Source organism: Pseudoalteromonas sp. MMG024 (assembly GCF_021654175.1).
GTDB lineage: Bacteria > Pseudomonadota > Gammaproteobacteria > Enterobacterales > Alteromonadaceae > Pseudoalteromonas.
In genome coordinates, this window is the sequence record NZ_JAKFZO010000010.1 from 1 (window position 1) to 25,310 (window position 25,310).

Consider the following 25,310-nt stretch of genomic DNA (forward strand, 5'->3'; position numbering starts at 1 on the left):
CAACCCTCAAGAACGACTGTGAAGCATGACTCTAAAGCAAAGCTGGATCCAAACACCGCTTTAATGATTAAAGATCTTTATAGGTCAGTTCAAGCTACCATAAAAACTGATAATTTTCGTGGAATGGATGGTTCAACATGGTGCTTCAAGCCCAAAAATGGAAATACTTACTCAGAAACTTGCCTTTGGTCGCCTTATTCAAATACAGAACGCAGGAATTTAACTGATTTGGTAACACTTGGTAATAAACTGTTTGAAATATCTAATTTTGAAAGTGTTCAGCAATAGGCATATAACACATATGAACCTTCTCCGGTCAAGTAAGCATAACGATTCTTTTTAGCTGCGTTTGAGCAGCTAATTTGTTTTAGCAATCTTTTAAATCTGTTCAACTTCGCTATGTCGGTTAGCCGTTAAAATCGTTTACGACAAACACATATAGGGGCGTTACGCAGTAATCTCTTATTGCGATCTCATCGCTGCCTAAATCAGTCGATACAACTTATCGTTTAGGGCCACTAGACATTCATCGGTTAACCTTAATCTGGCGCTACTCAAGGGGATGGCTCATTCGTCCAGTTAGTTAAAGGCTCAGCCAAGGTGTAAACGATTCAATTCATTGCTTAAATTAATGCGCACCAATGGGGTGTCTAATCAAGGCCAAATAGCTTATTACTGCGACAACACTTACCTGTCACATTCAGCTTTTGCTGACTTAAACACAAATAACGCGTGGTTGTTCATGTTTATCTAGTTAGGTGTAAAGCTCACCCCATTGTGCGACTTAGCTTTTTAAAAAACGTTCATCATCGAATACCGTTTTGTTCTTCAACATAAAATAAACACAGCGTCCTAATTTATGAGCGAGTACTGAGAGTGCCTTGGCTTTGCTCATACGTTTTTGTAATTTGTTTAAGTAGCGTCGAGCTTTGTCGTTGCCACGTAAATAAAGTACTGCAGCTTCACTGAATGCCCACTTTAAGTGGCCATTGCCAATTTTATTGCCGCTGGTGCCATAGGTTTTACCAGCAGATTCCGCTTTGCACTTAACGAGCCGACAATAAGACGCGAACGTTTGTACAGATTCAAAGCGGTTAATGTCACCAATTTCATACAAAATTGTCATGGCTAAAATAAGCCCAACACCCGGTATGGTACGCAGTTGTGCATAATAGTTTGGTTGATGCTTTTTAGCTTTGCTTTCTAAATAATATTCCAGCTTTTTAAGCTCTTCGGCGTAGGCATCGAGAATGGCTATATCAAAATTAACATTGCGTTGAACAGCTTGGTCGTCAAAGCGCGTTTGGAATTCTTGGCGAACACATTTGTTTTTCATATGCAGTTCAAGCGGCGGGTAGTTGTACTGACTATTTGTGTTAACTATATGCGCTTTCAGTTGTGCGCCATGCTGAACCAGTCGTGTTCTTCTGCGAAGTAAATCGCGTGTTGAACGCATATTAGCAGGATAATTGTAAGCTAGCGGGAAATTGCCACCGCGCAATAGGCTTGCGATTTTATAAGAATCAATCTTATCATTTTTGGCTTTGCCACCATGAATGGCTTTCATATAAAGGGCATGACCAAGTACAAAATCAACATCATGCTCAGCACATAAGTCACTCATCCAATACCAACAATGCATGCATTCGACACCAATAATAATATCTTCAAGGTATGGCGTAATTAAGCTAAGTAATTCAGTTTTATCGGCTTTTATTTTCTGATGAACCACTTTATTGCCACGCTCATCAAGAATGCACACGTATAAAATGCGTGCATGAAGGTCAATTCCACAATAATATTTGTGAAAAGTAGTATAGAATTTCATTGAGCTTTCTCCTTTTGGTTTGGTCGCCTTGAAGTTTAGCTGTTCGCTAAACTTCGGGGAGAAGGTTCAATAAGTATCAAGTGCCTAAACAAAAGGACGCAAAACAGCAGGCTTGCGCTCCTTCGTCGCTAATTTTAGCCTGCTATTTCGCGCCGGTTAGGCAAGCGTTATAAGTCTTTGGGTAATATGGAACATTTAAAGATCGCATTGCTTTTTCTCGCCATCATTTCAGCACCCGTTAGTGCTGAAAAATACCTGTATGTGAGCGGCGTCATTGGTGATAAAGAGTTCTACCAAATGGACTCCGAAGCCCAAACTATCAATTTTGGAGGTGACTCTAAATCAGCCGCTGACTTTTGCGATGGTAAGGAATTTCACTGCTTTATCAGCTTAAGGCTTAGCTTTTCTGTTCCTACATCTAGCATTCCTAGAAAGTGGAGTTATAGGGGGATTCACTTTTCCTCTTCCGAGTGCAACGAAGTTCTGGTTGCTCTAGGAAGAAAATACTCAGACATTTGCGTTATTGAGGGGCCGATGGGTTCCAGAGAAACCAACAAAAAAATGCTATGGTATTACTCGATTAAAGATGGTCTGATTGCATTCAGGGCTGTCAATCAGACAGAGCTACGTTCAGTCTGGGATATGCACTTTTTAGCTGGGACTTCTGGTTTTGGCGCATCAAAAAAAGACTTATAACAAGCTAGTGTAGCAAGGGCCAGCAAGCTGGCCGGGACACTCAAGGCCAACCCATTTTTTGCGCAGGCTCCGCCATTTTAGCGCAAAAATCTGTGTTACCCTTGGTGCCCCTAACTAAGGCGTTACGAATGACAGCTAATGGCACTTTTAAGCCTTTAACGGCGACTGTTAAAGGGGCTGATTACTTAACTAACTGTTACATAATCAGCCTAGCAGGAATGTAACAGTTAGTTATAGGCACCACTTGCATAGTGTAATTCGTAACTGTGGCTGTATATTTCTAAGATATTGCCAAATGGGTCTTCCATATAAATCATACGGTAAGGTTTTTCACCTGGGTAATAATAGCGTGGTTTTGCCATGCGTTTTTTACCGCCTGCGGCAACGATTTTTTCAGCTAACCCCTCTACATCTGGGTCTTGCACACAAAAGTGGAAAATACCTGTTTTCCAATATTCAAAGTTATCTTTTGGGTTTTCTTGGTTCTTAAATTCAAATAGTTCAACACCAATACGGTCACCAGTAGATAAATGAGCAATGCGAAAACGCTGCCAGCCAGCGCCAAACACATCGGTACACATCTCGCCAATTGGTGAGTCGTCTTCAATAATTTCAGTTGGTTTCATAATTAAATACCAGCCTAACACCTCAGTGTAGAATTTTACTGCGGCTTCTAGGTCAGGTACTGAAATACCAATGTGCGAAAAACTTCTAGGGTATGTGTGTGACATTGTGTTTCCTTTTTTAACAAGAAAAATTACTTGTGCTAAGCCTAGTTAATCAACTAAATTAATTAAAATTATTAAATTTTAGAAAACCTATAATTTAAAATTATGATGTTAAATAACATATGGTTAAAAACTTATATCACCCTAGTTGAGACAAAAAGTTTTACCAAAACCGCAGATTTATTAGCAATGACACAACCGGGTGTTAGCCAACATTTGCAAAAGTTAGAGAGTTATTGCGGCCAAGCTTTAATAAAGCGCTATGGCAAAGCATTTGAAATTACCGAACAAGGAAAGTTGGTATATGACTATGCATTGTCGACGTTTAAGGGGCAGATTGATTTACTCGAGCAACTAAGTTTTGATGATAAACACAGTGGGGTGTGTCGTATTGCATGCTCTGGCGCAAATGCATTATCTCTGTATGAAAAGCTTATTGCACAACAAGTTAAGTTGCCAAAGCTGGTGTGCGAGCTTGAAATTGCGCCAAACGAACGTATTTTAGAGCACATACAACAAGGCTCAATTGATTTAGGCATTGTTAACCACTATTCAGCTGATAAAGGGTTTTCAGCAACGCCCTTAAGTCATGAAAAAATTTCTGTGGTGATGGCAAAAGCTTGGCAAGGCACGATTACATCGTTTGATGATTTATGCCAACGCGGGTTTATTAATCACCCAGATGGCAAGCACTACCTAAGCATGGTGTTTAATCAACTTGATAAACACCCTAGCAGTATTGAACTTATGCCAGTTAGCGGTTATATCAACCAGCTCAATCAAATTCTTTTACCTGTATCTAAAGGGTTGGGTTTTACCGTTTTACCGCAAGTAGCAATTGCTCATTCACCTTTTAAAGACGTGCTTTGTGAATTTGAATTACCTAAACCAATTTCACAGCCAAGGTATTTAGTTAAAAAATATCAGCGAGACTTACCTGCTCGTTTCGACCTCGTAATGGATATAATAAGTGAGCATTTTGATGGTTCAACCGATGTATTATTTAAGTAACTGGGAAATAATCTCGTGCATTACCGGTAGTACGATAACACCAATAAACCAGCCATAGATAAATTAAATATGCGCCTGTGGCTTTGACTATTGAGTGCGTTTTGCAGCATAGAACCGAACAACAGCCACACGCCAACACAAGACACAATAAAAAATGTCAGTGAGATAATTAATAGCTGAGTGAATAGATCGCCACCGCTTGAGGTAAACGCTGCTATAGCAACTGTTGCAACAATCCATGCTTTAGCATTTACCCATTGAAACAGCGCACCTTTCATAAACGAAAAAGGGGTTGCTTGACGGCTCTTTTCAACATCTGAGCTGCTACTTGCAATAAGCCAGGCTAATACCAATTCACTTAAGTAGCTGATCATCCTAGCGGACTAAATATCATGCTAACTGCGTTAGAATTTATCAATGTAGAACACTACATAAGAAAAATTCCGCCTTGTTACCATTTCATTTATCCAGCGCTATCCCTGATCACATACTTAACAGAATTGGTATAAATATAGTAAATAGCCAACGCCCACGCATTTAATAATGAAATGTAACGTGGGATAAAGGGTAAAAAGCTGAGCGAAACCAAACCCTACAACCAGCAGCATTACGCTAAAACCAATACAAATACTTAGGGTCTGTTAATCTTTGCTGTTCTATTTTTGTTCTTTTTGAGCGTGCTTTTATTGCGGCGCTCGATGTGTGGCCTAGCAATCAAAGCTAATATCGAGCAAAGCTTCTGCGTCCTGCTCACGCCTCTTACCTACATCCATGTAGGCAACAATGAGAAAAGTGCGCTCAAAAGAACCGTTCGGCAGCGCTTGATTGGATTTTCTACTGTGTTATCGCCTGACTTACATAGAATAGCTATGCCACGCAGCCTCTGCCTTGTATAAAAGCCAATCAAACTGCTGCAAAAACGAACTTGAAAGATCAACAGACCCTATTAGCAGTGGCAAGCTTTTTTGAACACCAAAATTCACCCCAGAGGTCATCACCATAATATTGTTAGGACCCGGTGTAACCGATGATGAAATAGCAAAAAGCGTTACTGCCAGCAAATAATCCATGTAAATTCTTTAAAATGACTTTGCGTGAGTTAGGCGCGTATCTTGCTCACGGGTACGCAAATATAAATAAAGTGGTAAACCACATGACACGCCCACACATACTGTGCCCACAAGCGCTAAGTACCAATACGCAACTTTATTTGTTTTTGCATCGACAATAATAAAAACAATTAAGATAATTGCGGCAATTAACACATCAAGCCAAGCGAATAGGCTAATGGGATTGGCCGATGCCGATTTAACAAATAAAGATAGATTTGCGCCATTTTCGATTAGCCAAGGTAGAAACGCACCATAAGGAATAATGCTGCCTAAAAGTGCAGCTGCGAGATAAAGGTACTTCATATTATGTTGAACATCCATTTCATGTTTTATGCAGTAACCTAACCTGAGTTCGGGGTAATAAATTACTTTCTAGCAGCTATTTTTACTTATTACTGCGTTAAATTTGTTTGCAATAGACTCGCTATTGACGCACAAATTTGCCTTGTTACTGTGAAAAACTATCAAGCTAGAAGGTATGAAACAACATAGCTCAAATATTTCAAATGTTTAGTTAACTTCTTAACCCGAATTCAGGTTAGCTAGCCAAGGCGTATTTTGCGTTACAGATTAATTTATATGTTGCCAATGCTCAATTGAGCAATTCTTATTCATTTATCGCAAGTTAAAATTTTTTATGAAATCGTGATGAATTTGTGAGATTTCGGTGATGGCATTGAGAACTTTGTTTTTCATAGTGAAAGGGTCAAAAACAACCGAGAACAAATTATGAAGACACAAATCCTTTCACTTTTTGCTACGAGTGCACTTCTTGCAGCTGGCAATGCAAGTGCTGCAGATATAGATGTAAAAATTACTAACTTAACCCAAGGTATTTACTTCACGCCGTTACTTGTTACGGCGCATTCGAGTGATGCCATGTTGTATAAATTAGGTGAAGCGGCTTCACCTGAACTGCAAGCAATGGCCGAAGGCGGCAGCTTAGATGGGCTTGTAGCTATGGTAAATGGTATTGGTGCAGATACCATGGCAAATCCTGCGGGTGGTTTACTTGCCCCAGCCATGAGTACCATGACCAACTTAATGACAACCGACGGCAATACCCAATTATCAATTGTCGGTATGATGCTGCCAACCAATGATGGCTTTGTTGGCCTAAACAATTGGAGTATTCCAAGCGAAGTGGGCACTTACACCGTTTATTTAAATGCCTATGATGCGGGCACCGAAGCCAATAATGAGTTAGTAAAAAATGGATCTGGTGCACCGGATGAACTTGGTATTCCGGCGTCTCCTGGAGTTGCTCCAGGCGAAAATGGCACAGGCGTTACCACGACCGAAGAGAATAAAATGATCCATGTTCACCGCGGAAACCTTGGCGATGACAATGCTTCTGGCGGTAGTAGTGACTTACATAATACAGTTCACCGCTGGTTAAACCCAGTTGCAAAAGTAACAGTCACTGTGAAGTAATTGGGGGTCATTATGAGACTTAGTAAAATTTTGATCCCAGCAGCATGTTTAGCGCTTGTTGCCTGTGGGGATGACGATAACGACAAAATGAAGGTTGAGCCACCAGTAGTCACGCCGCCAACCACTATGACCTATGAATTTATGGTAACTGCCGTGAATTTAACGCAGGCACAACCTATGTCGCCGCTAGGCAGCGCTTTACATACCTCGGGTCAATTCTGGCAAATTGGTGAAATGGCATCTGAGCCACTCGAGGTACTGGCAGAATCAGGTGATAACTCGGGCCTTTTGGCGTTAGATGTGGTGAATGCAAGCACATCAAGTGACGCAGTATTAATGCCGGGGCAAAAAGTTGAGCTAATGCTCACAAGCGAGATGCTTGAAGGTCAAAAATTATCATTAATTTCCATGATGGTGAATACAAATGATGGCTTTACCGGTCTTAATGCCATAGATGTTTCTTCAATGAGTGTAGGGGATATGCAGTACTATAAAACCTTTGCTTATGATGCGGGCACAGAAGCCAACTCTGAAGCGCCAGGTACCATACCAGGGCCTGCCGATGGAGGTGAAGGTTTTAACAGTGCACGTGAAGAAATAAATAAAGTTGCGATGCATCCGGGGGTTGTTGGACAAGATGATGGGCTTAGTACTTCGGTATTAACAAGTCTTCATAAATTCGACAATCCGCTATTGGCTGTCACCGTAACACGCGTTAAATAGGCCGGCGATTTGTTTTGCCACGTTGAATAGTGTGCTGCAGTAAACCCGAGTTAGCACTTTAAACCACTGTAGCGCACTTATTTAGTGTACCTTGTTGTTGTCTTCGTCGGCCTATCTTATTTCTATAATAAGCAGAGGTGTGATGATGCAACACTCGGTACTGATTGTTGAAGATGATCAAGATATTGCGGGGTTACTGCAGGTTCATTTAAATGAACTTAACTTGCATGTAGATCATGTTACAACTGGTGAAGCGGCACTGGCCCAATTAGCAAAACAAGATTATCAAATTATCTTACTGGATATAATGTTACCCACAGTAGACGGGCTAACCTTATGCCGCGAAATAAAAACCAAAATGCCCGAGGTGAGCGTGGTACTACTCACATCTAAAAGCAGTGAAATGGATCGTATTATTGGCCTAGAAATGGGCGCAGACGACTATATTTGCAAACCGTTTAGCTATCGTGAATTTCAGGCGCGTATCAAAACGCAAATTAGGCACATCCGCTTATTGCAGCAAAGCCAAGCGCAGAGCATGCAAAACAGCGAGCAGCCGCAGGTGCTTAATTTTGGTGCCCTGCACATCGACCCCTTTAGTCATGAAGTGCGCTTTCAAGGGGAAGACTTACCGCTTACCGCAACCGAATTCGACTTAATGGTATTTTTTGCAAAACACCCAAATCAGGTGTTTTCAAGAAGCCAATTGTTAGAGTCAGTTTGGGGTTACGACCATAGTGGCTATGAACATACCGTCAACTCACATATCAATCGGTTGCGAGGCAAACTCGAAAAGCATGCTAAACAGCATGTTATTGAAACGGTTTGGGGTGTTGGTTACAAACTCAATGCGAAATCTTTGGCTGTTGCTGCACTATGAAAAACTCGCTTTATACCAAGCTCTCACTCACATTAGCGAGTATATTCATTCTTACTGCCAGCCTTTTTTTATGGTGGACACAAAGTGTATCGCAAGTAAGCCGCGCACAGGCAGAGCAAGCACTGCACTTGGGTTTGGCCGAACATTTAGCCAATGATAATCCACTGTTAAAACAAGGGGTATACGATTACAAGGCATTAGAGAATTTGTTTCATACCTTAATGGTACTTGGCCCTGCGTTTGAGTTTTATTTTGTTGACCCAAGTGGCAAATTACTGACGTTTTCAGCGAAACCAGGGCAAGTTAAACGCCAGTTTATCGATTTAGCGCCACTTGTTACCTTAATTGAAGATCAGTCTAATTTACCCATTTACGGTGATGATCCGCGCAATTTTGACCACAAAAAGATTTTTTCAGTGGCCCCTGTGTATAACGGCGATACACTACAAGGTTATTTGTACGTGATTATTGGCTCATCTATTTATGATTCTATTTTTGCGTCGATTAAAAGCTCAGAGCAAATTTTAGTAAGCAGTATTTGGTTGGTATTAGGTTTGGGCTTTTTGCTGATTAGCATGTTAGTGATTTTTCGCACAATTACTAAACCACTTAAAACCTTAAGCAGCTTCATTAAAAAAGTGGATAAAACCGAATTTGATATTTCAGAACTGCCTTTACTAGATTGGCCGAAGCAACATAATGAAATTCATCAACTTGGTGCGGCGGTAAATCGCATGCTTATCACCATCAATCAGCAAATGATGCAGCTCACTAAACTTGATGAGCAGCGCCGCGAGTTACTTGCCCATTTATCTCATGATTTGCGCACGCCACTTGCCTCGCTGCAAGGCTATTTAGAGTTACTAAACAAAGAAGCGCCCAATGCTAATGAAAAAGCCGCTCATTATTTAAATGTAACATTGAAAAATTGCGGTCAATTAAAAGTCTTGATCGATCAAATCTTTGAACTTGCTCATCTTGAATCTGGTCAAACCAATATTAATCTGGAAGTGTTTAACTTAGGTGAGCTGATTTACGATGTGATGGCAAAATTTGCCCTACGCGCTGAAAAAGCCGGCATTCAATTACAAGTGCATCCAAAAGAATGCGATTTTAGTGTTTATTCAGATATCGCAAAGTTAGAGCGTATTTTAACAAATTTAATCGAAAATGCGCTGCGTCATACTAATCAAGGCGGAACAATTAGCGTTAACGTTATTTTAGACTCGAACCAGTACAAAATTGTTGTTGCCGATAGCGGCGTGGGTATTAGCAGCGAAGATTTACCCTATATTTTTGAAGCGCGATACCGCGCAAGTAACAGCCTAGGTTGTAAAAAGTCCCATGCGGGATTAGGGCTTGCAATAACAAATCGCTTAATTCAGCTGATTAAATCCGACATCAAAGTAAAAAGTGAACTTGGCAAAGGCACTGAATTTGCGTTTACCTTACGTGCTTCCAAACCTGTTTAAAGTTTATTTGGTATTTTAATTGGTATTAGTGGAACACGGATGTTCGCTATTTTAATTATTTGAACATTTCCCCCAGAAGGCTTACTCTGTAAGACATACATAAGGATTTCCCTTATCCATTGAATGCTTAACGTTAAAAGATGTACAACGGCTATGACTTCTCACCGCGGCTTTACCTTAATTGAATTGATTTTAGTGATTGTTGTACTCGGCGTGTTAGCCGTTGTTGCTGCGCCTAAGTTTCTTTCACTTAATCGCGACGCAAACATTGCAACACTTAAACAAGTTGCTGCAGGGTTAGATCAGCTTACCGATGGCATTTACGCTAAAGCTGTAATTCAACATAAGCACAAAGTCAGCAATGAGTCCGTTACCATTAATGGGGTGACCGTTAATACCTATTTTGGTGCGCCGCAAGAAATTTGGAATAACGCATTGGGCGATTTAATGGACGGTGATTTTAGTTATGTGGGCAATGGTTATTTTGATTTAGGTGCAAGTTTAGTTGCGAGCTATAACTGCCAAGAGCGCTTGTGTGTGATAGATCAAACCCCGGCATCTTATGTAAATAGCAGTATTCAGGGCTGGGGATTATTTATTTTCCCTAAAGGCTACAGCTTACAAGACGAATGCTATGCCTATTACGCTTTTGCAGAAAATGGCAGCCAAGTTACCAGTAAAGTGGCCTCTACCGTTGATACTGGCTGCTAGTTTAGATTGGCCGAATCACTTTTGCTGAATACTAACACCCTCAAATTCGGTTAGTTCCAATGGCTGCGCCTTCAAATAGTGATTAAAAAAGCGCTGCATATGCTGTTTTACAATGTTATGCATGGTGTTTTTATCAACCTCGCTCGGATAACCAACAATCCAGCGGTTTTGGTCGGTAAAGTCATTATGCTGGCTGCCGTGAATTGATACCAAAATGCTGTCACCTTGGTTCGCGTGATAAATTGGCTCTAGCTGTGAAAAAGGATTTTCCGAGCGAAATAGTAAAAGTGGTTTGTTTAATGGATTTACTGCCACGTTGCCCAATACGATACCATCCATATTTGCTGCGGCCTTACATACTAAAAGTTGCTGGCAGGCATTCATTGCAGCACTTGCGCCTAAGCTAAAACCTAACGTGCCTACATTGTTTAAATTGAGCTGATGTTCAAATTGCCCGCTTTCTTGTGCTAACCACTGGTATGCAGCGAGCACATCTTTAGCAATTTCAGGGGCAACGAGATTATCAAAATATGCGCGACCAGTGGGTGTTTGCACATCGTGTTTGCCAGTTGGTAAATACAGCCCTTTTTGCTCGCCATTTTGAAAACTGGTAACGCCAGCCAAATAGGTGTGATTAATTGAAACCACAGCAAAGCCATGGCTCGCCAGCACTTCTTGCAGCTCGGTGTTGTCAGCATTAAAAAGTCCTAAGCCATGAGAGTAAAAAAGCACCGGCCAGCCATTTTCCGGATGATATGCAATTGGCGCTTTTGAATTTGACCAAGACAACATGCTTTGCAGTTCATGTTGCTGTGGGTGAATTGGTGCATCTTGTGGCCTAAGAGCAGATAGGTAATCGACTTGGTGTTGCCATTTATCAAAGTAGGGTTGGTAGAGAGTTGAACGTAATTGGCTCGGGTAATGCACACGAAGCGTAAACTGTCGCAGTTCGCCGAGTTCTGGAGCCAGTTTATCTTCGCGGTAGTCGGTAATATCAAACTCCATAATACCAACACGATATTGCCCGCTTGGTGCGGGGTAAACATGTTGTGCAGATGGGTTCTCAAACAGTGCATCATCGCTATCACACGCAATTAATAACAACGACAAACAAAGCGCAAAAAGTGTTTTGTAGTTCATAAAGTTCTCCTTTTGTTTAAAGGCTTTATGGTGCTGCGTTTCGCGTTTGGTGTCGTCTTATTGGCGTTTTTGTACGTACAGATTCGCTAATCTGTACTTAATACTTGGGATTTATACTCGCTTGGGGTGAGATTGCGATATTTTTTAAATGCCGCATTAAAGGTCGATTTAGCATTAAAGCCCGCTTGCATCGCAATTGTTAACATTGGCATATGTGGCTGATTTTTAATTAGGTTGCAAACGTATTCAATTCGCCGTTGATTAATTAAATCAATAAATTTTATTCCCAAGTGATGGTTTAACACCTGCGAGAGCAAATAGGGTTTCATTGCCAAGTGTTCGGCAAAGGTTTGTAAATTAAGATTTGGATCGGTAAAAAGCTGCTGCTCATCAAGCAAGGTTAAAATGTGCTCGGCAAGAAATGCATCTTCACTCGCGTGCAATTTTTCTTTGTTAGTATTTGCCACTTGTTTAGCTTTAAAATCAAGTAGCTGGGGTTTTAGTAATAACACATAAGTAATGGCATACATCGCACAGCACATTAGTAACTGGGGCAAAGGTAAGCTGGTTTGCAACATATATTGAAACGGAATAACAGAAATAGCTAAAAATAAGCTGGCGCATATTCCCCACAACAACAGCATATTTTCGTTGCTAAGAGTGGCTGAAAAGCGCGCTTGTTGTTTGCGATATCGCCTGACCGTTACACATGCCCAAATGGTAAAATAAAGATAAATAATCAGTAAAAAGTAGCCCGATAATTCGTGCCGTAATGACAACACAGTGCTTTTAGGGTTGTAAAGAAAATCAATAACAGAAATATTAAGCGCCAGCCAAGGCGCGAAGTAACACATAATTTCGCGTTTTGACGGCATCGAACCGATGCAGCTGCGAATAAAAACAAAAAATAAAATGGCGTAAATTGCTCCCCAACATGCGTTTAGACGCGACGAAAGCTAGTTATGCTGACCGGCAAATACCAAAAAGAGGTCTAAAGCAAAGACCAAATGGATCAGCATTAAGATTTTAAACTGCTTAAGTTGTTTTGATTTATTGTACAAAAAGCCAGATAACACCAAACTCTGGGCAAAACCGGCTAATAGAATCGCTGTGATCACATTTACTTCCTCACTCATACCGCTAGCGACACACAATACCAAGGCTAATTGACAATAATGTTTAAACAAGCCCTTTGTGATAAATGCACAATGCTATGGGGCGGTTTAAAAAGGCGCTCTATTGTGTTGAACTTTTTAACCTTGAGTTGCGTACTTATTGCTATAGTTTGCAACAGGTTCGGTTTGAAATAGTGCTTAAAACCCTTTATTGGTTTACCCATGATTTACGCTTAAGTGATAACGCTGCGCTTGAATATGCGCTGAAAAACAGTGAACAAATCGCCTTTGTTTATGTGCTCGATCCCAGCACGAAAATTGCCAACAATTATCACAGTCAATTGCTCGGCTATCATCAAACACGCTTTATTTTAAACGCCTTACAAGAACTCGCCGACGAGCTACAAGCACTGGGTCATCAGCTAATTGTGTTAGAAGGCGAGACTCAAAGTGAAGTAGGTGAGTTTATTTCTGATCATGACATTAATCAGCTGGTGGTTGCAGAGCAAGTGGGTGAATACGAAAGGCGTAAACTAACTGAATTACAAAGCACCCATGCAAACGTTAACTTCACGCAGTTTTGGCAACATACACTGTTTATACAGCATCAAATTGCTGAGCTCGACTGTATGTCGGGCAGCTTTAGTAAATTTCGCAATAAAGTTGAGAAAAAGCCATTAACAGTTTCAACACCAACCTCATTGGAAAATACTTTAACGCCAGAGCATTGGCCCAAAGCTATTAAGGTTAATGACAATCGTGTGCTGCTTGCTTGGTTTGAGCGTTATGGTGGGGCTTATACAATGCCCAATGAAATGCCGTTTTTTGCAGGAGAGCATGCGGGTAAATATCACTTAGTGAGTTACTTAAATAGTGGTGCAGCAAAAACCTACAAACAAACCCGCAACGAACTTGATGGCTGGCACAACTCGACAAAATTTAGCCCTTATTTAGCGATAGGTAATTTATCACCACGGCAAATTTGGCATGCGGTATTACAATATGAACAATCGGATGGCGCCAACGAATCAACGTATTGGATTAAGTTTGAACTGTTATGGCGCGAGTATTTTCAGTGGCTTAGCTTAAAATTAGGCGAGCGCCTTTACGCGTTTTCAGGCCTCAGTGAAACAAAACCACTCACTAGCTTTTTTGCCGAGCGATATCAAAAGTGGTGTAGCGGTAATACGCCTTACCCGTTAGTTAATGCACTTATGAAGCAACTTAACGCTACCGGTTATATGTCCAATCGTGGCAGGCAAATTGCGGCAAGTTGTTTTGTAAATGAGTTACAGCTTGATTGGCGCTATGGTGCTGCTTATTTTCAACAGCAACTGATTGATTTTGATGTGGCGTCAAATTGGGGCAATTGGCAGTACATTGCAGGTGTTGGTGTTGATCCGCGAGGCGGGCGGCATTTCAATATTGAAAAGCAAACCGAGCTGTTTGATGCAAACGGCATGTTTATTCGAAAGTGGCAAGGTTCAGCGGTTGGCTCACAGCTTGATGCTAATGATGCAGCAGATTGGCCAATTTTAAGCGATGTAACTTAAATGAGCATTGCAGTTGTTTGGTTAAAACGTGATTTACGCCTATCTGATCACGCGCCATTGTTTGAAGCAGCAAAAACGGGGCTACCAGTATTATTGGTGTACTGTTTTGAAGACATGTTGCTTGACGATGCGCACTATTCTGAGCGCCATTGGCGCTTTGTCTCGCAGTCATTACGCGATATGGCAAACAAGTTGCCAGCAGGCGCTTTGTATGTCGCAAAGGGTGATGCGCTAGCAGTATTTCAAGCACTTAATCTTAAATACGATATTTCGCAGGTGCTTTCTCATCAAGAAATTGGCCTTGATAACACCTTTTTACGTGATAAAGCGTTTGCTACTTGGTGTAAAAGTAATCAAGTCATCTGGCATGAAACCCCGTTAGGGGCGGTACAACGCGGCTTAACCCATCGCACTCATTGGGATGAAAACTGGCAGCAGGTAATGCGTGCGCATTGTTTGAATCTTGATTTAAACAAGGTTAATTGGTTTAAAAATAATGAGTTTGAATGTCAGTTGCCACACTTTGAAACGCGCTTTCAAAATATTCAGGGACAGTTCCAAAATGGCGGCGAAAGCGAAGCATTTAATGTACTCAATGATTTTTTTACCGCTCGCGGTAAAGAGTATGCATTTAACCTTTCAAGCCCAAGTTTAAGTCAAATTCATTGCTCGCGATTATCGCCGTATTTGGCGTGGGGCAATATTAGTTTGCGCCAGGTGTATCAAACGGTACTCAGTCACTGGCAAGTTCCCGGCTGGCGTAGAAGCCTTGTTGCTTTTACATCACGACTTCATTGGCATTGCCACTTTATTCAGAAATTTGAAAGCGAGTGCGAGATGGAATTTCGCCACGTTAACAAAGGGTATGACGACTTACCACGGGTGACAGGTGGTTTAGCAGAGCAAAGATTGCACGCTTGGAAAACGGGGCAAACTGGTATTCCTATGGTTGATGCCTGTATGCGCTGCCTAATTGAAACTGGCTATATTAATTTTCGCATGCGCGCTATGTTAGTTAGTTTTTTGTGCCATCACTTAGAACTTGATTGGCGCAGCGGTGTAGCGCATCTTGCCAGTTTATTTTTAGATTTCGAGCCCGGTATTCATTACAGTCAATTTCAAATGCAAGCGGGTGTGACTGGCATTAATACCATTCGAATTTATAGCCCCGTAAAACAAGGGGAAGAAAAAGACGTGAAGGGCGACTTTGTTAGAAAGTGGGTGCCTGAGCTTTGTGAAGTACCAGCGCCATTGATCCACAGCCCGTGGCAGCTATCACAAATGGAACAAATGATGTATGGCTTTACATTGGGTGAAGATTATCCTAAGCCGATTGTTGATGTAAAACAAAGCTATAAAGATGCACAAGCGTTACTTTGGTTATGGCGTAAAAAACCAAAAGTTGTGATTGAAAGTAAGCGGTTACTTAATCGCCATGTTAGGCCAAATTAGTGAAAAAATCAGAACTACCCACAAAAATATGCCAAGTGTGTGAACGCCCATTTACATGGCGTAAAAAGTGGCAGCGAGATTGGCACAACGTAAAATACTGTTCAAAACGCTGTGCGGGTAACCGACACAAAGGAAAGTATAATGACCAATGATCTTCGTTTAATTTTAGGCGATCAGCTTAATGCGCAGCATTCATGGTTTAAAGAAAAGTCGCACAATGTGACATATGTGATTGCAGAGTTACATCAAGAAGCGAGTTACACCACCCATCATATTCAAAAAATATCGGCGTTTTTTGCGGCAATGCAGGCATTTTCCAGCGCATTAGAAAAAGCTGGCCACAAAGTGATTTACTTAACTTTAGACGACACGCAAAAGTACGCTGATTTACCCGACTTATTAAATCATTTAATCAAAGAGCACGGTATTCGTTCTTTTTGCTATCAACTGCCAGATGAGTATCGTTTACGCGCCCAGTTAAGTGATTTCTGTCAAAGCCTTTCTATCGACTACAAGGTGTTTGATACCGAGCATTTTTACTTGGCTGATAATCAATTAGGCGGGTATTTCAAGCAAGGTAAAAAACACCGGTTAGAGCATTTTTATCGTAAAATGCGCGCGGAATTTAATGTTTTAATGGATGGCGATGAACCCCTTACGGGGCAGTGGAACTTCGATAGTCAAAACCGCAATAAGTTAAAAGCCTCTGATCTTGCCGATATTCCTGAGCCATTAGTGTTTGCTAATGATGTCCGTGACATTCTGACACGCATTGCAAGGCATGGCATTAAAACTATGGGTAAAGCGGAGAAACAATTGCTGTGGCCAATCAATCGCAGTCAAGCAAAGCAGCTGCTCGTTTTTTTCTGTAAGGTGCTATTACCAAAATTTGGTCAATTTCAAGATGCGATGACAGGCAAGCTTATTGAGTTTGGCGAGGATAAAGGTTGGAGTTTATACCACTCGCGATTATCGTTTGCCATTAATGCAAAAATGATAAGCCCCCATAGCGTCGTGAATGCTGCAATTGACGCATTTGAACAAAACGACGACATAGATATTGCCCAAGTAGAAGGCTTTGTTAGGCAAATTTTAGGCTGGCGTGAATTCGTGCGCGGTATTTATTGGGCTAATATGCCCAATTACGCATCGCTTAATGCCTTAGATGCTAACTTGCCACTGCCAAGTTGGTTTTGGAGTGGAAACACCAAAATGCGCTGCCTGTCTCATGCGATTACGCAATCACTTGATTTTGCTTACGCTCACCATATTCAACGCTTAATGGTAACAGGTAATTTTTGTTTAATTGCAGGTATTCACCCAGATGAAGTTGATGACTGGTATTTAGGTATTTACATCGACGCCCTTGAGTGGGTTGAAATGCCAAATACCCGTGGGATGAGCCAGTTTGCCGATGGCGGTATTGTTGGTTCTAAAGCCTATGCCGCAAGTGGTAATTATATTAAAAAAATGAGTGATTATTGCAGTGATTGTCACTATAAAGTAGCTAATACTGTGGGTGATGATGCTTGCCCGCTTAATTCACTTTACTGGCAATTTATGGATAAACATAAAGACAGTTTTACCAATAATCCACGCACTAAAATGGTGTTAAGTAACTGGCTTAAAAAGCCACAAGATGATCGCGAGAAGGTGCTGAGTCGCGCGCAGTTTTTACTGCAAAATCTTGAAAATTTGTAATCGATAACGTGTGGTTAAGCGTATAGCAAAGCAAATGACTTTAAGGCAAATGCAATGATAAAACACATAACTCAAGATGATATTAAAGCGATGGAACAGCGAGAGCGTGCGCGGTTAATTAATAGTTTATCTGGCTTTAAAAGTGCAAATTTAATTGGTAGCCAAAACGCATCTGGCATTACCAATTTGGCGATTGTAAGCTCAGTATTTCATTTAGGCGCAGATCCTGCGCTAATAGGCATGATTATCCGCCCAGATACTGTTCCCAGAGACACGTTAAGCAATATAAAAGCTACCGGTGTCTACACCATTAATCACGTAAATTCATTAATTTGGCAACAAGCTCATCAAACATCAGCCCGTTACGATGAAAGTGAATCTGAGTTTGAGAAAGTAGCGCTTACAGAGCAGTTTGAGAAAGGCATAGATGCGCCATTTGTTGGTGAATCGCAAGCCAAATTTGCTCTTGAATTACGCGAAATTAAACCGCTCGAAATTAACGGCACGGTATTAGTCATTGGTGAAATAACCCATATTATTGTGCCGGATATTGCACTTTGCAAAGACGGTTATATTGATATTGAAGCGCTTGATACCGTCGCGATTTCAGGTCTTGATAGCTATCACACAACCGATCGACTAGGGCGATTAAGTTATGCGAAGCCTAATACAAAACCACAGTTATTGAACATTGAAGGTGACGTTTGCTAATCACATTGGTTTAACCTATTCCATAAAAAAGCCCTACTCAAAAAGAGTAGGGCTTTTGCTTTTAAGGAAATAATAATTAGAACACCAGGTCCACACCAAAGGTCACTAAGTCGGCGTCGTTGTTGCTTAAATCATCTTCAAAGTGGGTGAATTCCACTTTAAATGCTGCTGATGGATGGAAGTCATATCGTACGGTAAACGAATATGCATTCGATTTAGCAGCTTGTGATGCGAGCGCTAAGTTAGTGGCATCTTGTAAATACAGTGGTGGATTTGTACCAGGGGCAACAACAGGTATTTGTACACCGCCAGGGCCTGTTATGCTGCGTGGTACTTGGTTAAATTGATCGTTTGAATTTTCATCATCGTTGCCTTCATACGTTGCACTTAATGTGACTGAATCCATACGATAACCAAGCGACACATAATATTGTGTTTGTTTGGCTAAAATGCTGTTATCAATCTCAAATTGCGTGTATTCAGCGTCGAATAGAATATCGTTGTAATCAATGCCAATTCCAATTGCTGCAAAATAAGCGTCGTCTTCTTCGATGGCTAAGTTATTGTACTGCTGATTTAAGCCATAGGCTTGCAGGCCATTAAATAACCCTGAAAGTTCGCTACTGCCGCTAACATCAATACTGGCTTCAGAAACAAAATAAGCAACCCGTCCTGTTAGCCAACCGTTTGATAAACTCCAGTTAATACCAATTGTGTCTTTAAGTTCAGCTGCGTCTGAATAGGTAACTGCGGTAATATCTGTATCAACCGCGCCTACCATCAGCTGTAAGCTGCTATCAAGTTCACCTATGGTTGAGTTATGCAGGTAGCTTAATCCTTCATAGGTCGAAAACGACAAGTTATAAACCGATTGCGGAGGTCTTACCCAGCGATAGGCGTAACCTACGTCAAGAAAATCAGAGTAACGATAAAATGGAATTCGCATTTTACCGGCACTTAGTTGTGAATTTTCAGATACTTCATAGGTTAAATATGCCCACTCAAACTCGGCATTAAAATCATCACTACCTCGGGCTAACAGCTGTGCGGTTGCGGATAGCCCATCCATCACATCGGCGCTAACTTGTACCGCAAACAAACTGTCGTTTTGCCAGTCTAGTTCATCTGAGTAATTGTATAAGGCATCATCGCTACCAAGGGTTTGCCCACCGTAAATAGAAGCAAAACCATTAATTCGGATATCTGCGTAACTCTGTGTCGCAAAACCTGCTAATAGTAGTGAAGTCATTAAATAACGTTTTTTCATATTAGCTTCACCTCAGTTAGAAAGATTGAACAACCTTTACACTGCCATCGGCACTGCCTTTTGTAACAAAACCAATTAAATTTGGATTTTTTGATACTAAGCTCACTACTTCTGCATCATTTGCTGCTTCTTCCGGTGGTGTACCCTTACCAGTAAATACTAACTTTGACCAATATGCTTTTAATTGGCTTGACGATTTGTTTAGCACGTTTTGGTTAAATTCATCGGTAATAGGGTTGCCATCGGCTTGCGTGATTGGGAGAGCTTTCGAACCATCCGCAAACGATTTTGCTTTACCGGTAAAGATTTTCTTAATATCACCCGCTTCAATTGCATTTGCATTTGATGGGTGAACAATAACATCTACCGCTGCACTTAATGAGCAAGATGTAAATAAAACAAGTGTTAAAATAATTAAATTTTTCATTACATTACCCTCAATTAAAATACCATATCAACGCCGATAGTAATGGCTTTGCTATCACCTGCCACAGCCAACTCATACGAATTATCTTCTACTTCGTCGTATTGAATTTTAAATGCTGCGTTAGAATGAAAGTCCCAACGAACCCCAAGTGATGTGGTGTTGTGATTTTCACCATCATTGCCGTCTTTTTGGTCAAAGGTAGAATAAGAAACAAAAGGTGTAAAAGAATCAATCCGGTAACCTAACGTGATCATTGCTGTATCGAGGTTGCCATCAAGGTCGAGGCGGTTTAGTTCGCTTAGTACGAAAAAATCACCAAAATCAGCATTTACTGCTAAGCCATAGAAATTACCGTCTCGGCTATCTTTTCCATCCCACATTGAAGGCTCACCATCAATGTAACGTTGGTTTGTATAGGTCATGGCGGTTGCGCGAATTTCTAACCAATCGTTGCTGGTTTGAATAACGCCGCCAATAATATCTTTCCAGATCTCACGGGTTTGAGCACTAAAGAAAAAATCTGAAAGCAGTTTATTCTCTTTGTCGTCTTCACGACCCATGTAGATATTACCAGATAGCGACCAATCACCGATGGAGCCTGTGTAAAGGGCGTTTACACCGTTGTAGTTAAAAATTTGCCAAGTGTAATTGTCTGCTGGAGCACGCATCCAAACATAAGCATAACCAACGTCGTAAAAATCAGAATAATAGAACAGGGGTAGGCGTTTTTTACCAGCTTGTATAGTCCAATTTTCGTTTATTTCGTAGGATAAATAGGCCCATTCAAACTCGGCATTAAAGTCGTCTGCGCCTCGGGCGACAATTTGTGCCGTAGCGCTTAACCCTTCACCAACATCGGCGCTGACTTGCAGGCCAAAAAGAGATTCGGGTTTAAACGTAATGTCTTCGTTATAGGCACTGACTATCGGGTAGTCAGCAAGAAAGGTTGGCTCATTAATGCCATAGTGAGGAACACCCGTGCCGCTTAGTACTTTGCCTGCATTTATGCTAGTAAAACCAGATATATTAACATCTGAAAAGCTTGGAAAAGCCGCAAAACACAATGCACAACCTAATAAAACTTTATTGTTCATAACTGTTTCCTAAATTGCTTAATTTGCGTTGTTAGCGAAGTAAGTATAGTTAATTAAACAGAATTACTAGCAAAAATTGAAAAATAGGCGACAATTTAAGAGTTGATGTTTACGAACAAATAATCAGCAAAGTTAATCTACTAGGAATAACAGGCGTGATGAAACTAATAAGTAATTTAAGCATAAACAAAAAGATTCATTTAATCACAGGCTTAACCGTTATTTTGCTGCTTGCAATATTAACTGTTAGCCGAAGTACTATGGTCGATAACGAAAAATCAATTAACGAGATTTCATCTGTTAGTTATGAAGTAGTTAAATACGCCACAGCCAATAAATATTTGGTTCAGAAACTTGATGAACTCTACACTCAGTCGGTAACGTTTGGTGATGAAGAGTTAATCGCTAAGGCTGATGAGACAGGTGAATTGATCAAACAAAACTTAGAGCAATTGTCTAAGTTGTCCCCGCGGGATGCCAGTAGCAGAGATATAAATTTGTTACAGCAATACAGCAAAATAGCCAAAAATATTGCATCGGGCATGATCAACGGAACTGCAGATTTTTCAAAAATTCAGCAGCAAGCACAAGAAAAAACTGCAAAATATGAGGAACTTGTTAGCCATTTTGAAGCGTTTCAAGCAAAATCTGACGAACGTTTTCAAGCACTAATAAGCGACACGTTAGAGCGTTCAAGTGATGCCATCAGTGTAACCATCGGGATTATTGTTATCGCCATTATTATGTCGGCCTTACTGGCAATCTATATTGCACAAGCCATAAGTCAATCAGCCAAAGACGTCGCATCTTCACTTGAACAGTTAGCTAATGGCGGAGGCAGTCTAAGCAGTAAGTTAGAAGTGCGAGGTGAAGATGAAATTGGTCAAGTATCGCAAAACTTTAATGGCTTTATATCGTTATTGAAAGACGCGGTAGAAAATGTGGTGTCGGTTGTAAGCCCGTTAATGGAAAACTCAACGCGTTTAGTACAAGGCATGGAAAATGCTGAGAATGCAACTAATCAACAATCACATGATGCAGAGATTGTACGCCAGTCAATGGAAGAGATGAAATTAAGCGTAGGCGATATTTCTAACTCGGCAGCGAGTGCCGCAGAGGCAGCAAGAAGTGCCGAAAAAGAAGTGGAAGTTAGTGCGCAGCAAATTGAATCTTCGGTTACTGAATCAAATGCACTTCGAGATGAAATTGAGGCGGCTTCAGGTACTATTGATCAATTAGCCAATGACACTCAAAACGTAGGGCAAATCTTAAACGTAATTACCTCAATCGCTGAGCAAACGAATTTACTCGCGCTTAATGCCGCTATTGAGGCGGCGCGTGCAGGTGAACAAGGGCGAGGCTTTGCCGTGGTTGCTGATGAAGTGCGTGAACTTGCATCGCGTACCGCAAAATCGACGAATGAAATTCGCGATTTATTAAATGTGTTAACAGTTGCTGCTAATGATTCTGTAACCGCTATGAACTCAGCAATGGAAAAAGCAAAACTGAATTCAGATAATGCAGCAAAAACAGGAGAGTCTATTCGTAAAATCGCTGAACAAATATTGGCGATAAATGGCATGAATGCACAAATTGCCACTGCAACAGAAGAGCAAACGTCAGTTGCTTCAATTGTGGTTGATAATGTGTCAAATATGCACTCGTCGTTTGAATCTACATTAAACTCACTTGAACAAGTACGCAGTGTAGCAACAAACCTACATGATTTATCAGACAAGTTACTGGATGCAACATCCCGCTTTAATCTTTAAATAAGCGCTTAAAAACAAAAACACCTACCACTTTCTATTGTAGGTGTTTTTGTTTAAGAAAACTCGCTTTTCAACATGCCAAATTTCAGATCGTGACACCACTTATTATTTATTTTGTAGTTGTCTCTGAGTATACCTTCAGGTTTAAACCCTAGCGCAGTTAATAATCGACTTGATGCGTCGTTGCCCTGTGTAACAGTAGCAGTTACTTTGTGATAATCACATTCATCAAATGCAAATGCCATCACTCTAAGAGTTGACTCTTTTGCATAACCTAATCCTTGAAATTCAGGGTCAAGCATAAAACCAAGCTCGGCTTGCTGATATGATTGCCACAGTGACAAAAAGCCGGTTACGCCAATTGGCGTCATGGATTTTTTATCGAACATAGTGAGTGTAAGCCATTCATTAGATTGCTTTTGCCAAGAAATACAGCGTTCATCAAATCGTTGCTTTATTAAATCAAGCGTAGGCATATCGCTTATAAAACGCATAACCGCTGGCAATTGGTGTAAATGTTTGAAAAATTGCCAATCGTCAGAAGAAAGCGATCTAAGAATAAGTCTTTCGGTTTCAAGTTCCATTTTGTAGATAGGTTGCTCGTTATGTTTTTAGCATAATATGTCAAAATTATTAAACTAGCTCAACGAATTAGGGGGTTGGTTTTAAGAAAAAGCGTTATCAATTATTTAATAGTATGATGAGGTGCATATTTTTTAAATTGTTTGAATACAATCTTCGCTTATCTCGGTCTAAACTCACAATGTTGTAATTTAATTTTTAAGGTGCGTTATGCTTGAAAATGTATTTAATTATATGTTTTTAACAGTACTCATTTTTTTATCGTTGCACACGCATGGCACCAGCAATAAACAAGTCACATTAACTTATTGTTATGAAAACAAAACGGTTTTACCTCATTTTTATGGTGAAGGCCCACTAGTACCTGAGTCTAAGCCCGGTCCGGCAATTGATATTTTGAATCAAGTTGCGACTTATCATCCCGATTTAACCATTAAATTTGTTCGATACCCTTGGAAGCGTTGTTTAAACGACCTCGCTAGTGGCAAAGTAGACGCTGTGGTGGGGCGGTATCATCCGCTTAGAGAAAAAATCGCCCATTACCCAAAAAATAGCGATGGCGAATTAGACAATCGTTTAAGTTTTTCGAATTCTGCATCGTGTTTGTTACATAAAGCGGGCAGTATAAATTGGGATGGTGAAACACTGACATTTGACAAACCAATGAGCATGTCTATTCCAAATGGCTACGGTGTAATTGGTGAAATGCGTAAAAAAGGCTTTGATATATACGAATCACCATCAATAAATAAAGCCCATGAGTTACTTTTCAAAGGTCGTGTGGCTGTTTCGCTTAGCAATTGTCATATGGAAGATGTGCCGACTGGCTTTGAACAAAATGCCATTCCAATTAATCAAAGCATTGGATATTTGATGTTTAGTCATCAATTTTTTGATCGCCAACCGCTATTGGCGAATAAACTTTGGCAAACGCTGTCTGAAATTGATGCTGAGGCGTTTTATCAAGACTACTTTAATCAAGCCCTGGCACATTAAGCAGACAACAATGCGTAAAAAAAAGCGGGTTTCCCCGCTTAAACTTTCCCCAAATACTAGAAAACTCTTTCTAGCGAATTCGTAAGCTAACTTTTTGCACAACCTTTCCTTTTTCATCAATTACAAATAGTTGATCTGCTTGCGGCAACTTGTTTATAAGGTGTTTATTTTTAAGTATGAGTAATTGTTACATTTTGTTTTGATTACTAAAAATTAGTTTTTTATTAAACCTTTTCCCTTTTGCTCGCGACTAAGATTTTAAACTAATACATTTACTCAACAGGATTAAACGCTATGAAACAGTTCGCCCTTGTTATGTTAAGTTCGGCTATTCTTACAGCTTGCGCGGTTGCAAATGCAACATCAGACAATACATTGGAGAATGATGCACCAAATATCTATGTGTTTAAGGATTGTAAGCGCCTAGATACTATCGCGATGACAGATTCACAACTGACCGCTTACCATGCAATGAAAGCGGATGAAGTGAAGCTAAAAACGCTTGAAAAGCCGATGAAAAATATGGAGCGTGAACTTGCAAAACATGAGCATACGTTAGATAGCTTATCCGGTGATATGGTTATTGAAGATGGCGATACTGTGGTTGTGAATAAACAATTAATTAAACAACACGAATACATCGCTGAAAAAATGGAAGCGATAGTCCGCTCTCATAGCAAAGATATTGAAGTCCTTGAACTGCATGCACGCCAGTTTGAGCGCACCGCTCGTGATTTTGAAGCGGCAATTCAGCCATCAATTAGCAAATATGGTGAAAGCAATATTCAAATCTCAATTGGTATCGAAGCACCTAATTGGCAATGCGAAGTCTAATCTGCTGCTGGCAAAACGTTGTGTAAAGAAAGAATCGATAACTTCCATTGTCTATAAATTTAACCAACCAA

At 40.6% G+C, this 25,310-nt stretch carries 27 protein-coding genes and 2 pseudogenes; 16 read left to right on the top strand and 13 right to left on the bottom strand.

What is annotated here, in order from left to right; translation table 11 throughout:
- A partial coding sequence (locus tag L1068_RS10945; RefSeq protein ID WP_237130291.1) for a hypothetical protein occupies positions 1–288 on the top strand: 288 nt, incomplete at its 5' end.
- 496 nt (positions 289–784) lie between these two features.
- Here the strand turns inward: L1068_RS10945 and L1068_RS10950 are convergent.
- Positions 785–1,828 carry an IS110 family transposase gene (locus L1068_RS10950; protein ID WP_237130292.1) on the bottom strand — a complete coding sequence of 348 codons (1,044 nt, stop codon included), beginning with the start codon at positions 1,826–1,828 and terminating at the stop codon, positions 785–787.
- Positions 1,829–2,014: 186 nt separating this feature from the next.
- On the opposite strand from L1068_RS10950, the gene L1068_RS10955 reads away from it, so the two are divergent.
- Positions 2,015–2,524 (top strand): hypothetical protein, encoded by a 510-nt coding sequence (locus tag L1068_RS10955; RefSeq protein WP_237130293.1) that lies wholly within the window; start codon positions 2,015–2,017, stop codon positions 2,522–2,524.
- A 227-nt stretch (positions 2,525–2,751) separates the two neighbouring features.
- Here the strand turns inward: L1068_RS10955 and L1068_RS10960 are convergent, their stop codons facing one another.
- Positions 2,752–3,255 carry a lactoylglutathione lyase family protein gene (locus L1068_RS10960; RefSeq protein WP_237130294.1) on the bottom strand — a complete coding sequence of 168 codons (504 nt, stop codon included), beginning with the start codon at positions 3,253–3,255 and terminating at the stop codon, positions 2,752–2,754.
- A 102-nt stretch (positions 3,256–3,357) separates the two neighbouring features.
- On the opposite strand from L1068_RS10960, the gene L1068_RS10965 reads away from it, so the two are divergent.
- Positions 3,358–4,263 (top strand): LysR family transcriptional regulator, encoded by a 906-nt coding sequence (locus L1068_RS10965; protein ID WP_237130295.1) that lies wholly within the window; start codon positions 3,358–3,360, stop codon positions 4,261–4,263.
- 20 nt (positions 4,264–4,283) lie between these two features.
- Here L1068_RS10965 and L1068_RS10970 read toward each other — a convergent pair whose 3' ends face one another.
- The 4 genes and pseudogenes from L1068_RS10970 to L1068_RS10985 form a co-directional block, all read right to left on the bottom strand.
- On the bottom strand, positions 4,284–4,637 hold the full coding sequence (locus tag L1068_RS10970; protein WP_237130296.1) for a hypothetical protein: 354 nt from the start codon (positions 4,635–4,637) through the stop codon (positions 4,284–4,286).
- A gap of 132 nt (positions 4,638–4,769) precedes the next feature.
- A pseudogene (locus L1068_RS10975) lies at positions 4,770–4,898 on the bottom strand (LysE family translocator); the annotation flags it as partial.
- Between the two features lie 306 nt (positions 4,899–5,204).
- Positions 5,205–5,333: pseudogene (locus tag L1068_RS10980) on the bottom strand (LysE family translocator); the annotation flags it as partial.
- A gap of 9 nt (positions 5,334–5,342) precedes the next feature.
- A complete protein-coding gene (locus L1068_RS10985) occupies positions 5,343–5,678 on the bottom strand; it encodes a DUF2834 domain-containing protein (RefSeq protein ID WP_237130297.1) in 336 nt (111 codons plus the stop codon).
- Positions 5,679–6,104: 426 nt separating this feature from the next.
- On the opposite strand from L1068_RS10985, the gene L1068_RS10990 reads away from it, so the two are divergent.
- The 5 genes from L1068_RS10990 (at position 6,105) to L1068_RS22060 (ending at position 10,595) form a co-directional block, all read left to right on the top strand.
- Positions 6,105–6,809, top strand: a complete 705-nt coding sequence (locus tag L1068_RS10990) for a spondin domain-containing protein (protein ID WP_237130298.1) — start codon at positions 6,105–6,107, stop codon at positions 6,807–6,809.
- A gap of 12 nt (positions 6,810–6,821) precedes the next feature.
- A complete protein-coding gene (locus L1068_RS10995; protein ID WP_237130299.1) occupies positions 6,822–7,532 on the top strand; it encodes a spondin domain-containing protein in 711 nt (236 codons plus the stop codon).
- Between the two features lie 145 nt (positions 7,533–7,677).
- Positions 7,678–8,412 (top strand): response regulator transcription factor, encoded by a 735-nt coding sequence (locus tag L1068_RS11000; RefSeq protein ID WP_237130445.1) that lies wholly within the window; start codon positions 7,678–7,680, stop codon positions 8,410–8,412.
- The gene (locus tag L1068_RS11005; RefSeq protein WP_237130300.1) at positions 8,409–9,884 is read left to right on the top strand and encodes a HAMP domain-containing sensor histidine kinase; all 1,476 of its coding nucleotides are present in this window, start codon (positions 8,409–8,411) and stop codon (positions 9,882–9,884) included. Before L1068_RS11000 ends, L1068_RS11005 begins: the two co-directional genes overlap by 4 nt.
- A 153-nt stretch (positions 9,885–10,037) precedes the next feature.
- Positions 10,038–10,595, top strand: a complete 558-nt coding sequence (locus tag L1068_RS22060; protein ID WP_275419480.1) for a prepilin-type N-terminal cleavage/methylation domain-containing protein — start codon at positions 10,038–10,040, stop codon at positions 10,593–10,595.
- Between the two features lie 15 nt (positions 10,596–10,610).
- Here the strand turns inward: L1068_RS22060 and L1068_RS11015 are convergent, their stop codons facing one another.
- From L1068_RS11015 to L1068_RS11025, 3 genes are all read right to left on the bottom strand, one after another.
- Entirely contained in the window at positions 10,611–11,735 is a 1,125-nt protein-coding gene (locus L1068_RS11015; RefSeq protein ID WP_237130301.1) for a hypothetical protein, read from the bottom strand.
- 86 nt (positions 11,736–11,821) lie between these two features.
- Positions 11,822–12,589, bottom strand: a complete 768-nt coding sequence (locus L1068_RS11020; RefSeq protein ID WP_237130302.1) for a helix-turn-helix transcriptional regulator — start codon at positions 12,587–12,589, stop codon at positions 11,822–11,824.
- Between the two features lie 102 nt (positions 12,590–12,691).
- Positions 12,692–12,871: a hypothetical protein gene (locus tag L1068_RS11025; protein ID WP_237130303.1), complete on the bottom strand. Its 180-nt coding sequence runs from the start codon at positions 12,869–12,871 to the stop codon at positions 12,692–12,694.
- 173 nt (positions 12,872–13,044) lie between these two features.
- Between L1068_RS11025 and L1068_RS11030 the strand changes: the two genes are divergently transcribed.
- From L1068_RS11030 to L1068_RS11050, 5 genes are read left to right on the top strand one after another with little or no spacing between them, the layout of a single operon-like run.
- On the top strand, positions 13,045–14,403 hold the full coding sequence (locus tag L1068_RS11030) for a DASH family cryptochrome (RefSeq protein WP_237130304.1): 1,359 nt from the start codon (positions 13,045–13,047) through the stop codon (positions 14,401–14,403).
- Complete coding sequence (locus L1068_RS11035) at positions 14,404–15,855, top strand: deoxyribodipyrimidine photo-lyase (protein ID WP_237130305.1); 1,452 nt, start codon at positions 14,404–14,406, stop codon at positions 15,853–15,855. It abuts the gene before it with no gap.
- Positions 15,855–16,007 (top strand): DUF2256 domain-containing protein, encoded by a 153-nt coding sequence (locus L1068_RS11040; protein WP_237130306.1) that lies wholly within the window; start codon positions 15,855–15,857, stop codon positions 16,005–16,007. The genes L1068_RS11035 and L1068_RS11040 overlap by 1 nt, the downstream gene beginning before the upstream one ends.
- Positions 15,997–17,556 carry a cryptochrome/photolyase family protein gene (locus tag L1068_RS11045; RefSeq protein WP_237130307.1) on the top strand — a complete coding sequence of 520 codons (1,560 nt, stop codon included), beginning with the start codon at positions 15,997–15,999 and terminating at the stop codon, positions 17,554–17,556. The genes L1068_RS11040 and L1068_RS11045 overlap by 11 nt, the downstream gene beginning before the upstream one ends.
- Positions 17,557–17,610: 54 nt before the next feature.
- The gene (locus L1068_RS11050; protein WP_237130308.1) at positions 17,611–18,267 is read left to right on the top strand and encodes a flavin reductase; all 657 of its coding nucleotides are present in this window, start codon (positions 17,611–17,613) and stop codon (positions 18,265–18,267) included.
- A gap of 76 nt (positions 18,268–18,343) precedes the next feature.
- Here the strand turns inward: L1068_RS11050 and L1068_RS11055 are convergent, their stop codons facing one another.
- Genes L1068_RS11055 through L1068_RS11065 form a run of 3 tightly spaced genes read right to left on the bottom strand, consistent with a single transcriptional unit; the run spans position 18,344 to position 21,055 of the window.
- On the bottom strand, positions 18,344–19,534 hold the full coding sequence (locus L1068_RS11055) for a hypothetical protein (RefSeq protein WP_237130309.1): 1,191 nt from the start codon (positions 19,532–19,534) through the stop codon (positions 18,344–18,346).
- A 16-nt stretch (positions 19,535–19,550) separates the two neighbouring features.
- On the bottom strand, positions 19,551–19,961 hold the full coding sequence (locus L1068_RS11060; protein ID WP_237130310.1) for a phosphate ABC transporter substrate-binding protein: 411 nt from the start codon (positions 19,959–19,961) through the stop codon (positions 19,551–19,553).
- Positions 19,962–19,975: 14 nt separating this feature from the next.
- Positions 19,976–21,055 (bottom strand): porin, encoded by a 1,080-nt coding sequence (locus L1068_RS11065; protein ID WP_237130311.1) that lies wholly within the window; start codon positions 21,053–21,055, stop codon positions 19,976–19,978.
- Positions 21,056–21,213: 158 nt separating this feature from the next.
- Here L1068_RS11065 and L1068_RS11070 point away from each other — a divergent pair, with 158 nt between their 5' ends.
- Positions 21,214–22,827 carry a HAMP domain-containing methyl-accepting chemotaxis protein gene (locus L1068_RS11070; protein ID WP_237130446.1) on the top strand — a complete coding sequence of 538 codons (1,614 nt, stop codon included), beginning with the start codon at positions 21,214–21,216 and terminating at the stop codon, positions 22,825–22,827.
- A 53-nt stretch (positions 22,828–22,880) separates the two neighbouring features.
- Here the strand turns inward: L1068_RS11070 and L1068_RS11075 are convergent, their stop codons facing one another.
- Complete coding sequence (locus tag L1068_RS11075; RefSeq protein WP_237130312.1) at positions 22,881–23,411, bottom strand: GNAT family protein; 531 nt, start codon at positions 23,409–23,411, stop codon at positions 22,881–22,883.
- A gap of 208 nt (positions 23,412–23,619) precedes the next feature.
- Between L1068_RS11075 and L1068_RS11080 the strand changes: the two genes are divergently transcribed.
- Positions 23,620–24,405, top strand: a complete 786-nt coding sequence (locus tag L1068_RS11080) for a hypothetical protein (protein ID WP_237130313.1) — start codon at positions 23,620–23,622, stop codon at positions 24,403–24,405.
- 294 nt (positions 24,406–24,699) lie between these two features.
- Complete coding sequence (locus L1068_RS11085; RefSeq protein ID WP_237130314.1) at positions 24,700–25,239, top strand: hypothetical protein; 540 nt, start codon at positions 24,700–24,702, stop codon at positions 25,237–25,239.
- Positions 25,240–25,310 lie beyond the last annotated feature (71 nt).

Bases quoted from the DNA above. Each gene is read 5' to 3' on its own strand.
- L1068_RS10995 (WP_237130299.1), top strand. From the start codon at position 6,822: ATGAGACTTAGTAAAATTTTGATCCCAGCAGCATGTTTAGCGCTTGTT.
- L1068_RS11080 (WP_237130313.1), top strand. From the start codon at position 23,620: ATGCTTGAAAATGTATTTAATTATATGTTTTTAACAGTACTCATTTTT.
- L1068_RS11075 (WP_237130312.1), bottom strand. From the start codon at position 23,411: ATGGAACTTGAAACCGAAAGACTTATTCTTAGATCGCTTTCTTCTGAC.
- L1068_RS10970 (WP_237130296.1), bottom strand. From the start codon at position 4,637: ATGATCAGCTACTTAAGTGAATTGGTATTAGCCTGGCTTATTGCAAGT.
- L1068_RS11055 (WP_237130309.1), bottom strand. From the start codon at position 19,534: ATGAAAAAACGTTATTTAATGACTTCACTACTATTAGCAGGTTTTGCG.
- L1068_RS11085 (WP_237130314.1), top strand. From the start codon at position 24,700: ATGAAACAGTTCGCCCTTGTTATGTTAAGTTCGGCTATTCTTACAGCT.
- L1068_RS11000 (WP_237130445.1), top strand. From the start codon at position 7,678: ATGCAACACTCGGTACTGATTGTTGAAGATGATCAAGATATTGCGGGG.
- L1068_RS11050 (WP_237130308.1), top strand. From the start codon at position 17,611: ATGATAAAACACATAACTCAAGATGATATTAAAGCGATGGAACAGCGA.
- L1068_RS10990 (WP_237130298.1), top strand. From the start codon at position 6,105: ATGAAGACACAAATCCTTTCACTTTTTGCTACGAGTGCACTTCTTGCA.
- L1068_RS22060 (WP_275419480.1), top strand. From the start codon at position 10,038: ATGACTTCTCACCGCGGCTTTACCTTAATTGAATTGATTTTAGTGATT.
- L1068_RS11005 (WP_237130300.1), top strand. From the start codon at position 8,409: ATGAAAAACTCGCTTTATACCAAGCTCTCACTCACATTAGCGAGTATA.
- L1068_RS11045 (WP_237130307.1), top strand. From the start codon at position 15,997: ATGACCAATGATCTTCGTTTAATTTTAGGCGATCAGCTTAATGCGCAG.
- L1068_RS10955 (WP_237130293.1), top strand. From the start codon at position 2,015: ATGGAACATTTAAAGATCGCATTGCTTTTTCTCGCCATCATTTCAGCA.
- L1068_RS10985 (WP_237130297.1), bottom strand. From the start codon at position 5,678: ATGAAGTACCTTTATCTCGCAGCTGCACTTTTAGGCAGCATTATTCCT.
- L1068_RS11070 (WP_237130446.1), top strand. From the start codon at position 21,214: ATGAAACTAATAAGTAATTTAAGCATAAACAAAAAGATTCATTTAATC.
- L1068_RS10960 (WP_237130294.1), bottom strand. From the start codon at position 3,255: ATGTCACACACATACCCTAGAAGTTTTTCGCACATTGGTATTTCAGTA.
- L1068_RS11020 (WP_237130302.1), bottom strand. From the start codon at position 12,589: ATGTGTTACTTCGCGCCTTGGCTGGCGCTTAATATTTCTGTTATTGAT.
- L1068_RS11065 (WP_237130311.1), bottom strand. From the start codon at position 21,055: ATGAACAATAAAGTTTTATTAGGTTGTGCATTGTGTTTTGCGGCTTTT.
- L1068_RS11025 (WP_237130303.1), bottom strand. From the start codon at position 12,871: ATGAGTGAGGAAGTAAATGTGATCACAGCGATTCTATTAGCCGGTTTT.
- L1068_RS10950 (WP_237130292.1), bottom strand. From the start codon at position 1,828: ATGAAATTCTATACTACTTTTCACAAATATTATTGTGGAATTGACCTT.
- L1068_RS11060 (WP_237130310.1), bottom strand. From the start codon at position 19,961: ATGAAAAATTTAATTATTTTAACACTTGTTTTATTTACATCTTGCTCA.
- L1068_RS11035 (WP_237130305.1), top strand. From the start codon at position 14,404: ATGAGCATTGCAGTTGTTTGGTTAAAACGTGATTTACGCCTATCTGAT.
- L1068_RS10965 (WP_237130295.1), top strand. From the start codon at position 3,358: ATGATGTTAAATAACATATGGTTAAAAACTTATATCACCCTAGTTGAG.
- L1068_RS11015 (WP_237130301.1), bottom strand. From the start codon at position 11,735: ATGAACTACAAAACACTTTTTGCGCTTTGTTTGTCGTTGTTATTAATT.